Origin of the sequence: Streptococcus parasanguinis, from assembly GCF_032163505.1 — a bacterium.
Classification (GTDB): domain Bacteria; phylum Bacillota; class Bacilli; order Lactobacillales; family Streptococcaceae; genus Streptococcus; species Streptococcus parasanguinis_V.
Genome location: NZ_CP134147.1, coordinates 420,002 through 434,481 on the forward strand (window position 1 = coordinate 420,002; position 14,480 = coordinate 434,481).

Annotated in this window: 18 protein-coding genes; all 18 read left to right on the top strand. The window is 43.0% G+C overall.

Annotation, left to right across the window (positions count from 1 at the left end):
- Nucleotides 1-46 precede the first annotated feature (46 nt).
- Nucleotides 47-493: a LytTR family DNA-binding domain-containing protein gene (locus RIN70_RS02210; RefSeq protein WP_003004160.1), complete on the top strand. Its 447-nt coding sequence runs from the start codon at nt 47-49 to the stop codon at nt 491-493.
- A 4-nt stretch (nt 494-497) separates the two neighbouring features.
- A complete protein-coding gene (locus RIN70_RS02215; protein WP_070665165.1) occupies nt 498-1,193 on the top strand; it encodes a LiaF transmembrane domain-containing protein in 696 nt (231 codons plus the stop codon).
- Between the two features lie 118 nt (nt 1,194-1,311).
- On the top strand, nt 1,312-1,500 hold the full coding sequence (rpmB, locus tag RIN70_RS02220) for a 50S ribosomal protein L28 (RefSeq protein ID WP_001140948.1): 189 nt from the start codon (nt 1,312-1,314) through the stop codon (nt 1,498-1,500).
- A 142-nt stretch (nt 1,501-1,642) separates the two neighbouring features.
- Complete coding sequence (locus tag RIN70_RS02225) at nt 1,643-2,008, top strand: Asp23/Gls24 family envelope stress response protein (protein ID WP_003004393.1); 366 nt, start codon at nt 1,643-1,645, stop codon at nt 2,006-2,008.
- Nucleotides 2,009-2,010: 2 nt separating this feature from the next.
- Nucleotides 2,011-3,675, top strand: coding sequence for a DAK2 domain-containing protein (locus RIN70_RS02230; RefSeq protein WP_014712937.1), 1,665 nt, complete (start codon nt 2,011-2,013; stop codon nt 3,673-3,675).
- 284 nt (nt 3,676-3,959) lie between these two features.
- On the top strand, nt 3,960-4,514 hold the full coding sequence (locus tag RIN70_RS02235; protein WP_023919327.1) for an SP0191 family lipoprotein: 555 nt from the start codon (nt 3,960-3,962) through the stop codon (nt 4,512-4,514).
- A gap of 135 nt (nt 4,515-4,649) precedes the next feature.
- Nucleotides 4,650-4,841 carry a hypothetical protein gene (locus RIN70_RS02240; RefSeq protein ID WP_313790652.1) on the top strand — a complete coding sequence of 64 codons (192 nt, stop codon included), beginning with the start codon at nt 4,650-4,652 and terminating at the stop codon, nt 4,839-4,841.
- Complete coding sequence (locus tag RIN70_RS02245) at nt 4,838-5,035, top strand: hypothetical protein (protein ID WP_150905358.1); 198 nt, start codon at nt 4,838-4,840, stop codon at nt 5,033-5,035. The genes RIN70_RS02240 and RIN70_RS02245 overlap by 4 nt, the downstream gene beginning before the upstream one ends.
- On the top strand, nt 5,022-5,939 hold the full coding sequence (locus RIN70_RS02250) for an ABC transporter ATP-binding protein (protein ID WP_313790653.1): 918 nt from the start codon (nt 5,022-5,024) through the stop codon (nt 5,937-5,939). Before RIN70_RS02245 ends, RIN70_RS02250 begins: the two co-directional genes overlap by 14 nt.
- Entirely contained in the window at nt 5,908-6,648 is a 741-nt protein-coding gene (locus tag RIN70_RS02255; protein ID WP_313790654.1) for an ABC transporter permease, read from the top strand. The genes RIN70_RS02250 and RIN70_RS02255 overlap by 32 nt, the downstream gene beginning before the upstream one ends.
- Nucleotides 6,645-7,742, top strand: a complete 1,098-nt coding sequence (locus RIN70_RS02260) for a sensor histidine kinase (protein WP_048714776.1) — start codon at nt 6,645-6,647, stop codon at nt 7,740-7,742. Before RIN70_RS02255 ends, RIN70_RS02260 begins: the two co-directional genes overlap by 4 nt.
- 1 nt (nt 7,743) lies before the next feature.
- On the top strand, nt 7,744-8,343 hold the full coding sequence (locus RIN70_RS02265; RefSeq protein WP_129270464.1) for a response regulator transcription factor: 600 nt from the start codon (nt 7,744-7,746) through the stop codon (nt 8,341-8,343).
- A gap of 188 nt (nt 8,344-8,531) precedes the next feature.
- A complete protein-coding gene (locus tag RIN70_RS02270; RefSeq protein ID WP_003004603.1) occupies nt 8,532-10,232 on the top strand; it encodes an acetolactate synthase large subunit in 1,701 nt (566 codons plus the stop codon).
- On the top strand, nt 10,225-10,701 hold the full coding sequence (gene ilvN / locus RIN70_RS02275; protein WP_003010242.1) for an acetolactate synthase small subunit: 477 nt from the start codon (nt 10,225-10,227) through the stop codon (nt 10,699-10,701). Before RIN70_RS02270 ends, ilvN begins: the two co-directional genes overlap by 8 nt.
- Before the next feature lie 68 nt (nt 10,702-10,769).
- Entirely contained in the window at nt 10,770-11,792 is a 1,023-nt protein-coding gene (gene ilvC, locus RIN70_RS02280) for a ketol-acid reductoisomerase (protein ID WP_003004157.1), read from the top strand.
- 76 nt (nt 11,793-11,868) lie between these two features.
- Entirely contained in the window at nt 11,869-13,119 is a 1,251-nt protein-coding gene (gene ilvA, locus RIN70_RS02285) for a threonine ammonia-lyase IlvA (RefSeq protein WP_031576453.1), read from the top strand.
- 110 nt (nt 13,120-13,229) lie between these two features.
- On the top strand, nt 13,230-14,123 hold the full coding sequence (locus RIN70_RS02290; protein WP_049485789.1) for an SPFH domain-containing protein: 894 nt from the start codon (nt 13,230-13,232) through the stop codon (nt 14,121-14,123).
- Nucleotides 14,124-14,231: 108 nt separating this feature from the next.
- Nucleotides 14,232-14,447, top strand: a complete 216-nt coding sequence (locus tag RIN70_RS02295; RefSeq protein WP_003004771.1) for a capsule biosynthesis transcriptional regulator — start codon at nt 14,232-14,234, stop codon at nt 14,445-14,447.
- Nucleotides 14,448-14,480 lie beyond the last annotated feature (33 nt).

Genomic DNA, 14,480 nt, shown 5'->3' on the forward strand with positions numbered 1-14,480 from the left:
AACAGCTGTTATAATGGTACTATCAAAACGTTGGGAAAGGAGTTTTATGAAAGTTAGAATCGAATTGGATCCATCAATGGACGAGCCTGAGATCTTGATTCGAGCTCCGCGCTTGACCCCGGAGTTGACCCAGCTGCAAGAGAGAATCCTCGAACAAAAGGTTGCTCCTTTGGCCTTCTACAAGGATCGAAGTGAGTATTTTCTAGATGTGGCATCGATCCTCTTTTTTGAGACGGACGGGGAGAAGATTTTTGGGCACACCAAGGACGAGGCCTATGAGGTTAAGCAGAAGCTCTATGAGTTGGAGGAGCTGCTTCCCATCGCCTTTTGTCGGATATCCAAATCCACCATTGTCAACGCAAAGCAGATATATTCTCTAGAAAAGTCTTTTTCAGGAACCAGCACGGTCAATTTCTATCAGACCCATAAGCAGGTTCACGTATCCAGACGCTACTATCAACTCTTAAAAGAACGACTAAATGAAATGAGGTAATATCATGAGAAAAAAATTAATCGGAGTATTCTTAATCCTTTTAGCAGCCTTACTCCTTTTACAGGGCTATTTTGTAAAATGGGACATCAGCATCTGGACCTTAGCTTGGGTTACCTTGCTTGCCGTCCTGTCCCTCTCTAGTTTCTTAAAACGCCATTTTGGTTGGGGCTTCATCTATGGACTTTTAGCCCTCTTTTGTCTCAATGGGCAATACCATTTCCTCCCAGTTTCAAATTCAGTTGTCATCCTTTCCTCAATTCTCGCTGTGATTGGGCTCAACATTTTGTTTAAACCCTCTAAGAAAACAAAAGCCCGCCTAGCTTCCTATTCTGCTGGGTCCATGAGTAAGTCGGATGGCAATGACATTGATGTCACTTTTTCAACAGTGACAAAATATCTCAATGACCAACACTTTACCCGCGGAAGTGCAGATGTGAGTATGGGAGAAGCATCGGTTTATTTTGACAATTGCCGCATCGAGGGTCCTTCTGCTCAGTTTGTTGTCGATGTTTCCCTTGGGAGTCTGAGCCTCTATGTACCAAGTGATTGGCGCGTCCATGTTAATGTGGATAATTCCCTCTCAGCGATCCAACATCAGGAAAATCCAAGTGCTCTGACTAGCAAGGATTTCTACATTACAGGCGATGTCTCCTTAGGAAATCTGGAAATTATCTATGTGGGAGCGAATTCGTTTTCTTAAGTCGGAAATGAAAAACTTTGGCCAAAAGCTTGCCAAGAGAGATTTTTTTTGGTAATATAGTACGGTATGTGGTGCTAGCACATCCGTTATATTAGATCTAATAGGAGGAAACACAGAAATGGCTAAAGTATGTTATTTCACAGGTCGTAAGACTGTATCAGGTAACAACCGTTCACACGCTATGAACCAAACAAAACGTGCCGTAAAACCAAACCTTCAAAAAGTAACTGTCCTTATCGATGGTAAACCTAAAAAAGTTTGGGCTTCAGCTCGTGCATTGAAATCTGGTAAAGTAGAACGCGTTTAATAAAGAATATAGAACCTCATAGAGGTTCTTTTCTTTTTCTCTAGAGACAGCTGTCACAGTGGGAGAAGAATAGTCCCTACCCTTTTACAGTTGATCTCTTTTATGGTAAAATAGAATATAAAATACTTTTGAGGTAGAAATTATGACAGTAAAAATCAATACAAAGGACGGTCAAATTGAATTGACTGATGAGGTTATCGCAACTGTTGTAGGCGGTGCTGCTACTGAGATATTCGGTGTGGTTGGAATGGCCAGCAAAAATGCGATCAAAGATAATTTCCAAGCCCTCCTAGGGAAAGAAAACTTCTCTAAAGGTGTTGTTGTCAAAACAACGGAAGCAGGAACTATCGCAGTTGATGTTTACACTGTTTTGAGCTATGGAACAAAGATTAGCGAAGTCTCAAAAAATATTCAAGAACGTGTGAAATTTAGTTTGGAAAATCAACTTGGAATCACTACGGATACTGTGAATGTCTATATTCAAAATATCAAGATTGTGGGAGAATAATCGTGGCTAATATTACTACAAGTTTATTTCAAGAAATGGTTCAAGCGGGGGCTACGCGCTTAAATAAACAAGCGGAATATGTAAACTCTTTGAACGTCTTTCCTGTACCAGATGGAGATACAGGAACCAATATGGGAATGACCATAGAAAATGGGGCCAAAGAAGTATCTGACCGTTCTGCATCAACTGTTGGAGAAGCAGCAGGGATCTTCGCTAAAGGTCTCTTGATGGGTGCGCGTGGGAACTCAGGAGTTATCACTTCTCAATTGTTCCGCGGATTTTCTCAAAGTGTCAAAGACAAAGAAGAATTGGATGGAGCAGCGCTTGCAGCAGCCTTCCAATCTGGGGTAGAAGTTGCTTATAAAGCCGTTATGAAGCCGGTTGAAGGAACCATTTTGACGGTTTCTCGTGGAGCAGCCATCGGGGCTAAGAAAAAAGCAGAATCTACCAACGATGCAGTAGAAGTTATGCGTGCCGCTCTTGAAGGGGCTAAAACAGCTCTTGCCAAGACTCCAGATATGTTGCCAGTCTTGAAAGAAGTTGGCGTGGTAGACTCTGGTGGTCAAGGGTTGGTCTTCATCTATGAAGGATTCTTGTCAGCCTTGACAGGTGAATTCATCGCTTCTGAAGAGTTCCAAGCAACACCTGCAACCATGTCAGAAATGATCAATGCAGAACACCACAAGTCAGTCGCTGGCCATGTCGCAACTGAAGACATCAAGTTTGGTTACTGTACAGAAATCATGGTCGCTTTGAAACAAGGTCCAACCTATGTCAAAGACTTCGATTACGATGAATTCCGTAACTATTTGAACAACCTTGGGGATTCCCTATTGGTGGTGAATGACGATGAGATTGTCAAAGTTCACGTCCATACAGAAGATCCAGGTCTTGTCATGCAAGAAGGTCTTAAGTACGGAAGCTTGGTCAAGGTCAAAGTCGACAACATGCGTAACCAACACGAAGCGCAAGTTGAAAAAGAAGAGCGTCAAGCGAAGCCAGTTGAAGAAAAAGAATATGCCATCATCGCAGTCGTTGCGGGTGACGGATTGGCTGATATCTTTAAAGCGCAAGGAGTTGATTACATCATCTCTGGTGGTCAAACCATGAACCCATCAACAGAAGACTTTGTCAAAGCGGTTGAAGAGTTGAATGCGCGCAACATCATTATCTTGCCAAACAACAAAAATATCTTGATGGCGGCTCAATCTGCAGCAGAAGTGATTGATCAACCTGCAGCAGTTGTTGAGACCAAGACTATCCCTCAAGGATTGACTAGTCTTCTTGCCTTTGATGAAAGCAAATCGATCGAAGAAAACTACGAACGCATGAGCGCTTCATTGGGTGATGTTGCGTCTGGTAGTGTGACAACAGCGGTTCGCGATACCACTATTGATGGGCTTGAAATCCATGAAAATGATAATCTTGGAATGGTCGATGGCAAAATCGTTGTTTCAAATCCAGATATGATGGAAACCTTGGAAGAAACATTCGCTCATATGTTGGATGAAGACAGTGAAATTGTGACCATCTATGTCGGTGAAGACGGCAGTGAGGAGTTGGCAAATGAATTGGCCCAAGCCCTTGCTGAAAAATACGAAGATGTAGAAGTGGAAATCCACCAAGGTGGCCAACCAGTCTACCCATACTTGTTTAGTGTAGAATAATTGAACAGAAGGTTCCTTTCGGAACCTTTTTTTGTATATAGAAAAACGAGGAGATTCCCTATGAAAGCAGCGTGATTCAGAGGGATTGAGATTGAAGCGACCCCTACACGGAAGCTTTATTCGTGAGAAAAAGGGGTTTCTGCAAAAAGTCTCACATTCATCAGATTTTTATTCAAATGGAAGAGCTTGAAAAGAGGGGGAAATGGTTTGAGCAGTGGAGTTTTTAGACAAGAAAGACGCGATATGTTATACTGGTATCAGTATGTGAAAGGAGAGTTATAAAAATGAAGAAATTTTTTGTAACCCTTGGGCTAGCCATTTTGGTATTGACTGGTTGTTCGCAATCCCAAACAAAGAAAACTACAACCGCTAGCTCATCTAGCAGTTCCTCTGTTAAAAAAGAAGTAAAAAATGAAGAAAAAACCACAACCTTAGTAGGAGATATCAATGGAACAAAACACCGGGATATCATCAAGTCTAAGGGAGACAAGGTTGAAAACCTTCGCATCGAAGTGACGGCCGATCTGCCCCAACAACTTGGGACCATCGCAGCAGAAAAGTCACCTGAAGAGCTCACAGCAGCCATTCAAGCTTTGCTGGAGCAAAATGAAGACTATAAGAAGCTAAAAACCGTTCCCGGTTTTAGTTTGGAATACACAGTCACCCCAGAGAAAAAATTGCTCTCAACCAGTGTGATTGACCTCAACCAAATTGATGCCAAGTCTCTAGAAGAAATTTCTTACTTCAAAGATGCTGGTCTCAATGATTTGAAAAACATGAAGGCAGATGCCTTGGTCAAGGCCTTGAAACTGCATGGCATGAAAGAAGAAGGCCAGTAAGAAGAATAGAAAAAGTCGAGTGAAGTCACTCGGCTTTTTTTAGTGACATTTGTCATGTGAGCGAGTGACAAAATCATCTAGTTGCCTCTTCTTTCTTTTCATATAATAAAGTCAGAAAGTAAGAGGTAAGAAAAAATGAAACAATGGTTGTTTAAGGTGTTTACGTTGACAGTGGTTGGGATGGTCGTTTATTTGATCTTTTCAAAGGATGATAGTCTCTATTACCATTTTCCTTGGGAATTATTTGCTGGGATTGGCATCATGAGCTGGGTGGTTCAAGAAGGATTGAAAATGATCAAGGCGGTTAAAAAGGAAATGGAGCAATGAAAAAGAAGTTTGAAATTGGATTGGTAGCTGTTTTGTGTTTGCTCCTTTGGGCAACTGAGATGATGACGGGCTGGTTTTCTGCCCATTTTCCTAGCTGGTTTTTCCAAACAGTTTGGGGAGTGACCTTGGTCGTCTTTGTCATCATTCCAGCTGGTCAAATCTGGTTGAAAGGAGAGTCTCATGAGTGTCATTAGAGTAGAGAACTTGAACAAAAGTATCAAAGGAAAGGTGATCCTAGAAGATCTTTCTTTCACAGTGGAACGGGGGGATTGTCTGGCCTTGATCGGACCAAACGGAGCTGGGAAAACAACCTTGATGAACTGTCTTCTGGGAGATATGAAGGCGACTTCTGGGATTATTGAAGTAGAGGGGAAGGCACCTGGTCATCCTCAGTTAAAGGCTAGTGTGTCCTATCTCCCTCAAGAGAATGCCATCGTTCAAAAGTTAACCGTGCAGGAACTGATCAACTTCTTTCGCTCTATTTATCCCCAACCCTTAACAGGGGAAGAAATTGATGATTTATTACGTTTTAGCTCAGAACAAAAGAAACAATTGGCTAGTAAGTTGTCTGGTGGTCAAAAGCGCCTCTTATCCTTTGTTCTAACCTTGATTGGTCGTCCTAGCTTACTTTTCTTAGATGAGCCAACTGCGGGGATGGATACGTCCACTCGCCAACGCTTTTGGGAGATCGTCGGGCATTTAAAGGAAGAAGGCGTGACCATTGTCTATTCTTCGCATTACATCGAGGAAGTAGAACATACAGCTGATCGGATCCTGGTCTTGCATCAGGGCCATTTGCTTCGGGATACGACACCTCTCGCTATGAGAAGCGAAGAGGTAGAAAAACATTTCACCCTACCTCTACGCTACCAAGCTCTAGTGGCAGAGATGGAAGGCATTGGTCAAGTGGTCATTAAACCCGATGCTCTTCAGGTTGTGACACGCGACGCCAATCGTTTGTGGACTCGCTTGCAAGAAGAAGGATGTTCGATCCAAGAAATCGAAGTGACCAATCGAAGTTTATTGGATTCTATTTTTGAAAATACAAAGGAAGTAGGTAGAGAAGATGAAACGCATGAAAGCTCTCGGCGTGGTTGAGTGGCATTTGACCAGTCGCCAGGCCATTTATTACTTGTTATCAATTGGGATGCCCACGGCCTTTTATCTTTTCTTTTCAGGGATGTACCAGGACACGCCAGGGGCACCCGCTCACTTTATGAGGGATTATCTTTTGTCCATGACGGCTTTTTCCATGATGTCTACGGCTATCTTTTCTTTTCCAACCGTTCTTGAAACCGATCGACTCAATAATTGGCAAAAAGTCTTGCGCCATACCCCCGTATCTATGGTAGAATATTATCTAATAAAGGTTGTGGGTCTCTTTGTCGATTTTCTCCTATCGATTGGAGTTGTCTTTACCGTAGGCCATGTGGTGCGGCATGTGAATATGCCCCTGCAGGATTGGATCTTAGGAGCCTTCCTTCTCATCCTAGGAAGCCTAGCGTTTGTGGCTCTCGGTCTGGTCTTGACCCTGCTTCCTTCTAGTCAATTGATGTCTGTTGTGGGTAATCTCCTTTACATGGGGCTCGCTGTCATGGGTGGCCTTTGGATGCCCATTAGCCTCTTTCCAGAATGGATGCAAGCCATCGGCAAATGCCTACCAACCTATCAATTGATGGAGCTGATCAAGACCTTTTTAAACAAGGGGCAGATCAATGTTGTTGCTAGTCTCTATTTAACCTTGTTTACCCTGGTCTTGTTTACCCTTGTCATTGTTTATCGTCATCATTCTGAGGTTCGTTCATGATTGAAAAACTCAAGCGTATCCATTATATGTTTTACGCTAGCCTAGTCTTTATGGGCTTTCCCTTTATCTCTATTTTATTAGGGGAGGTCCCCTACTGGCACTTCTTTTTAGCCCTCTTGTTTATTGCTTCCTATCTAGGAGTCTTGATTACTGAAAACAAAAAGCTGACCTGGATTTGTTGGCTATACCTCCTAGCCTATGTAGCAGGAAATACTCTTTTTATTAACGCCAACTATTTTTGGTTTTATTTCTTCATCAGCAACCTATTGGTCTATCACTTTGAGATTCGCAATTTTCGCTCTCCCTATCTTTGGACAGTTTTTCTATCGCAATTCCTGCTTTTTGGGGCCATCTTTTTCAAACAGAGTGCGATGGAGTATGAATGGGTATTTTTAATCATTATTTTCTTTTTTACCCATGCCATGACCTACGGCATGATTCGGATTCGGATGGTGGAAGAGTTGAAAGCTGACCATGCCAAGCAAAATGCCCAGATCAATCTCTTGTTGGCAGAAAACGAGCGCCATCGGATTGGCCGCGATCTGCATGACAGTCTAGGACACACCTTTGCCATGCTCAGTGTCAAGGCGGACCTAGCTGATCAATTCTTAGCATTGGGTCAGGTTGAGAAGGCGCAGGAGCAGGTGCAAGAGATTCAAGCTATCAGTCAAGAGTCCATGCACCAAGTCCGAGAGATTGTGGAGAACTTGAAGCAGCGAACCCTGACAAGAGAGCTAGAAACTGTCCAGCAAATGCTAGAAGTGGCGCAAGTCAAAGTGGAGATTCAGAATGAGCTCGATACAGCTAGCATCTCGCCGATCCTAGAGTCTGCTCTGGCCATGGTGTCTCTGGAATTAGCCACTAATATGATCAAACATGCCAAAGCGACGCAGGCCTTTCTCTCTTATTGCTCCACCGAGACAGGTGTAGAAATGGTTGCAGAAGACAATGGCATCGGCTTTAGTAAAGTTTCCGATAAGGATCTGCACTCGATCCGCGAACGGATTGCCTTATTGGGAGGAGAGTTAGAGATCAGTCGTCGTCACAAGCCAACCCGCATAGAAATACGGATCCCCTATCAAGAAAGGAAATAAGATGCGCTTATTAGTTGCTGAAGACCAAAGTATGTTGCGCGATGCCCTCTGCCAGCTCTTGCTTTTGCAAGAGGATGTAGAAGAAGTCTTGCAGGCTGGAGACGGGCAAGAAGCTATTCGCTTACTCGAAACCCATCCAGTTGATATTGCTATCTTAGATATTGAGATGCCCATCAAAACAGGGCTAGAAGTGTTGGAATGGGCCAAAAGTCAACAACCCCAGCTCAAGGTTGTCATCGTTACCACCTTTAAGCGACCGGGTTACTTTGAGCGGGCCCTGAAGGCTGGAGTCGATGCCTATGTCTTAAAAGAACGCCGGATCACGGACTTGATGGGGACCCTTCATACGGTTTTGGCAGGTCAAAAAGAATATTCTCCTGAATTAATGGAGGGAATCTTGACCCATCCCAATCCTCTAAGTTCTCAGGAGCAAGCAGTCCTAAAAGAAGTCGCCAAAGGAGCTTCCAACCAAGAAATTGCTGATCGATTATTTCTCTCTAACGGGACCATCCGCAATTATATGTCAGCCATTCTGACCAAGTTAAATGCAGAGAATCGGACTGAGGCAGCAAAGATTGCCCAAGAAAAGGGTTGGTTATAAGGAAGAAAAGTTTCTAGGAGTTCCTAGGGACTTTTTTTCTGATAGACCTAGCATTTTTAGAAAAACTCTCATTCTTCGGATTTGGATAGAAAATTCAGAAAATTTACTATTTTTCCTTGAAATATTTTCTAAAAATGGTATGATAGTAGCATGCTAATTTGATATACAAAGTACTGGAAAGGAGAGACATGGAGAAAATTACCTTAGAAACTGCAAAAACCGGTTCAGAGCTCGTTCTTGAAACCCTGCGTGATTTGGGCATTGACACGATTTTTGGTTATCCTGGTGGAGCGGTTTTGCCTTTATACGATGCCATCTATAGCTTTGAGGGTATCCAGCATATCTTGGGTCGTCATGAACAAGGATGCTTGCATGAGGCTGAAGGCTACGCCAAATCAACTGGAAAGCTGGGTGTCGCAGTCGTCACTAGTGGACCGGGGGCTACAAATGCCATTACAGGGATTGCAGATGCCATGAGCGATAGCGTTCCCCTATTAGTCTTCACTGGTCAAGTCAATCGTGCTGGGATCGGGAAAGACGCCTTTCAAGAAGCGGATATCGTGGGAATTACCATGCCCATCACCAAGTACAACTATCAAGTACGTGAGACGGCAGATATTCCACGAATTATCACAGAAGCTGTCCATATTGCGACGACCGGCCGTCCTGGCCCTGTGGTAATTGACCTTCCAAAGGATGTGTCTGCTTTAGAGACAGATTTTATCTATGAACCAAGTGTGAAGCTTCCAAGCTACCAGCCTACCATTGAACCCAATGAATTGCAGATCAAAAAGATTTTGAAGCAATTGAGTAAGGCTAAAAAACCAGTTCTTCTTGCTGGTGGTGGGGTGAGTTACGCTGGAGCTGCAAAAGAGTTGATTGCTCTAGCAGAGCGCTATCAAATTCCGGTAGTGACCAGTCTGTTAGGCCAAGGAACGATTGCAACCAGTCATCCTCTTTTCCTAGGGATGGGAGGCATGCATGGATCCTTCGCGGCCAATATCGCTATGACAGAGACGGATTTCATGATCAGTGTTGGTTGTCGATTTGACGACCGTTTGACAGGGAATCCAAAGACTTTCGCTAAAAATGCTAAGGTTGCCCATATCGACATTGATCCTGCAGAGATTGGTAAGATCATTGCTGTCGACATTCCTGTGGTTGGCGATGCAAAGAAAGCCTTGCAACAGTTGCTAGCAGAGCCAACGGTTCATAATAACACTGAAAAGTGGATCGAAAAGGTGACCCAAGATAAGAACCGGGTTCGTTCTTACGATAAGAAGGAACGGGTTGTGCAACCACAAGCTGTGATTGAACGCATTGGAGAGTTGACCAAGGGAGACGCTATTGTCGTCACAGACGTTGGACAACACCAAATGTGGGCAGCTCAATACTATCCTTACCAAAATGAGCGCCAATTGGTAACATCTGGTGGTCTAGGAACGATGGGATTCGGTGTTCCTGCAGCTATCGGAGCGAAAATTGCCAATCCAGATAAAGAAGTTGTTCTCTTTGTCGGAGATGGTGGTTTCCAAATGACCAATCAAGAATTGGCAATCTTAAATATTTATAAGGTTCCGATCAAGGTCGTTATGCTCAACAACCACTCGCTTGGAATGGTCCGTCAATGGCAAGAAGCCTTCTATGATGGTCGGACGTCAGAGTCAGTCTTTGATAGCCTTCCAGATTTCCAATTGATGGCGCAAGCTTACGGGATCAAGAATTATAAATTTGATAATCCTGAAACTCTTGAGAAGGATTTGGAAGTCATCACAGAAGATGTACCAATGTTCATCGAAGTAGACATTTCTCGGAAAGAGCATGTCTTGCCGATGGTACCAGCTGGTAAGAGTAATCATGAGATGTTGGGGGTGAAGTTTAATGCGTAGAATGTTAACAGCCAAACTTCAAAACCGCTCAGGTGTTCTGAACCGCTTTACTGGAGTCTTGTCGAGACGTCAAGTCAATATCGAAAGCATCTCTGTTGGCGCAACAGAAAACCCTAATGTATCGCGGATTACCATTATCATTGATGTTGCTTCGCATGATGAAGTAGAGCAAATCATCAAACAGCTCAACCGCCAAGTGGATGTGATCCGTGTCCGGGATATCACTGATAAACCACACTTGGAGCGCGAAGTGATCCTGGTGAAAGTTTCTGCACCTGCTGAGAAGCGAGCAGAAATCTTGGCCATTATTCAACCTTTCCGTGCGACCGTGGTCGATGTAGCCCCAAGCTCTATCACCGTTCAAATGACGGGAAATGCAGAAAAGAGCGAAGCCCTCATTCGTGTTATTCGACCTTATGGGATTAAAAACATCGCCCGCACCGGTGCAACCGGATTTACTCGAGATTAATTCTCACCTTAACATTGTTAACCCCGCCTTAAAAAGGCAAATAATATAATAGAAAAGAGATTTTACTTATGGCAGTTCAAATGGAATACGAAAAAGACGTTAAAGTACCAGCACTTGATGGTAAAAAAATCGCCGTTATCGGTTATGGTTCACAAGGTCATGCACACGCACAAAACTTGCGTGATTCAGGTCATGATGTCATCATCGGTGTGCGTCCTGGTAAATCATTCGATAAAGCAAAAGAAGATGGATTTGAAGCTTACCCAGTTGCAGAAGCAACTAAATTGGCTGATATCATCATGATCTTGGCACCAGACGAAATCCAAAAAGATATCTACAAAGATGAAATCGCTCCAAACTTGAGCGCTGGTAAAGCTCTTGGTTTTGCCCATGGTTTCAATATCCACTTTGGTTACATCAAAGCTCCTGAAGACGTAGATGTCTTCATGGTGGCACCAAAAGGACCAGGTCACTTGGTACGTCGTACTTACACTGAAGGATTTGGTGTACCAGCACTTTACGCTGTCTACCAAGATGCTACTGGTAACGCGAAAGACATCGCAATGGACTGGGCAAAAGGTGTTGGTTCAGCACGTGTTGGTCTTCTTTCAACAACCTTCAAAGAAGAAACAGAAGAAGATTTGTTTGGTGAACAAGCCGTTCTTATGGGTGGTTTGACAAGCTTGATCGAAGCTGGATTTGAAGTTTTGACAGAAGCTGGTTATGCACCTGAATTGGCTTACTTCGAAGTCCTTCACGAAATGAAATTGATCGTTGACTTGATCTACGAAGGTGGCTTCAAGAAAATGCGTCAATCATGTTCAAATACTGCAGAATTTGGTGATTTCGTAACTGGTCCACGTGTTATCGGTCCAGAAGTAAAAGAAAACATGAAAGCTGCCCTTGCTGATATCCAATCAGGTAAATTTGCGCGTGAATTCGTTGAAGACCACGATGCTGGTTTCCCACGTTTGAAAGCCTTCCGCAAACAAGCTGAAGAACTTGAAATTGAAAAAGTTGGTGCTGAATTGCGTAAAGCAATGCCATTCGTTGGTCAAAACGACGATGACGCCTTCAAAATCTACAACTAATTGTCTGTAGAAGACTAAGCAAGTTGGGACACCCTAGCTTGCTTTTTTGATCAATACACAGCAACAGAGGTAAGAAATGATAACAGCAAAAGATGTGGCCAAGGCCCATAAAATATTAAGTGGAGTCGTTGTCAATACGCCCCTTGAATACGACCACTATTTATCTGAAAAATATGGGGCAAAGATTTATTTGAAAAAAGAAAACGCCCAACGTGTTCGTTCGTTCAAGATTCGTGGAGCGTATTTTGCAATTTCTCAACTCTCAAAAGAAGAGCGTGAGCGTGGGGTAGTGTGTGCTTCTGCGGGAAACCATGCGCAAGGAGTTGCTTATACTTGTAATGAAATGAAGATTCCAGCAACCATCTTCATGCCGATCACAACACCTCAACAAAAGATCGGCCAAGTCCGATTCTTTGGTGGGGACTATGTAACGATTAAGTTGGTCGGGGATACCTTTGACGCGTCAGCTAAGGCAGCTCAAGAATTTACTCTTGCAGAAAAACGGACCTTTATTGACCCGTTTGATGATCCACACGTACAGGCTGGCCAAGGAACAGTGGCCTATGAAATTCTTGAGGAAGCTCGAAAAGAATCGATTTCCTTTGATGCTGTCCTTGTTCCTGTAGGTGGAGGAGGCCTCATTTCAGGTGTTTCTACTTACATCAAAGAAACGGATCCTCGGATTGAGGTCATTGGGGTAGAGGCTGAAGGAGCGCGCTCCATGAAGGCTGCTTTTGAAGCAGGTGGTCCCGTCAAATTACCAGAAATTGATAAGTTTGCAGACGGGATTGCTGTGCAAAAGGTAGGACAATCGACTTATGAAGTGACCCGCCAGCATGTGGAAACTCTTGTTGGGGTCGATGAAGGCTTGATTTCAGAGACCTTGATTGATCTTTATTCTAAGCAAGGGATCGTAGCCGAACCAGCGGGAGCAGCTAGTGTAGCATCCCTTGAAATCTTGCGCGAATACATCAAGGGGAAAACCATTTGTTGTATTATTTCAGGTGGGAACAATGACATTAACCGTATGCCTGAGATGGAAGAACGGGCCTTGATCTACGATGGAGTAAAACACTACTTTATCGTCAACTTCCCACAACGTCCAGGGGCCCTTCGCGAATTTGTAAATGATATCTTAGGACCAAATGATGATATCACACGTTTTGAATACATCAAGCGTGCTAGTAAGGGGACTGGCCCTGTCTTGATTGGGGTTACTTTGGCCAATAAGCATGACTATGCAGGTTTGGTCAATCGTATTGAGCGTTTTGATCCGTCTTTCATTAACTTGAACGGAAATGAAACTCTCTATAATATGCTGGTCTGAGTATCATGCAGAAATAATCGACAATTTAAGCAATATATTTTTATGGAATATATTGCTTTTTTATGAAGACTTGTGATATGATATGCGTAAATTAAAAGGAGGAACTTTTTATGCCTGTATTTTTTATCTTTATTTTATTCTTGCTAATGGTTGCAGGATTCATTGTGATCAGCTCACTATATGTGGTCAAGCAACAATCTGTTGCCATCATCGAGCGTTTTGGTCGCTATCAAAAAATTAGCGATAGTGGTATTCATATGCGAGCGCCTTTTGGCATCGATAAAATTGCCGCACGAGTTCAATTGCGCGTCTTGCAGAGTGAGATCGTGGTTGAAACAAAAACTCAGGATAACGTGTTCGTTACCATGAATGTGGCGACGCAATACCGAGTGAATGAAAGCAACGTAAAGGATGCCTACTACAAACTTATGCGTCCAGAATCACAGATTAAATCGTATATTGAAGATGCTCTTCGTTCTTCTGTGCCTAAGTTGACCTTGGATGAATTATTTGAGAAAAAAGATGAAATCGCCCTTGAAGTTCAAAAACAAGTGGCAGAAGAAATGTCAACTTATGGATATATTATTGTTAAAACCTTGATCACCAAAGTTGAGCCAGATGCCGAAGTGAAACAATCCATGAACGAGATCAATGCGGCGCAAAGAAAACGCGTGGCGGCTCAGGAATTGGCAGAAGCAGACAAGATCAAGATCGTGACTGCTGCCGAAGCTGAGGCGGAAAAAGACCGTTTGCACGGGGTTGGTATTGCCGAGCAACGGAAGGCCATTGTCGATGGATTGGCAGACTCTATTAAAGAGTTAAAAGGTGCGAATGTAGACTTGACGGAAGAACAAATCATGTCTATTCTCTTAACCAACCAGTACTTGGATACCCTAAATAATTTTGCAGATAAAGAAGGGAATAATACGATTTTCCTACCAGCAAACCCTGATGGCGTTGAAAACATTCGTACACAAATATTATCAGCCCTGAAAGCAAAGTAAACTTTTTATCATTTTTTAAAAAAGGTTCGTATTTTCAGCGATTTTAGTTGACAAAATGTGCAAAAAAATTTATATTAGTATTGGAAATAATAATATAGGAGAAAGATCATGGCTAAATCGAACTTTGAAAAAGTAGAATCAGTTGTTGGATGGGTACGTGATAAGAAAATTACAGGGTATCGTATCAGCAAAGAAACAAATGCCCGTGAAATGTCTATCATTGCCTTGGCTCAAGGACGTGCAAAAGTAAAGAACATCTCGTTTGAAACTGCACTTGGATTGATTGATTTTTATGACAAAAATCATCAAAAATTTGAAGATTAATTTGTTGTTCCAATTGAAAACCAGAGAGTGTGC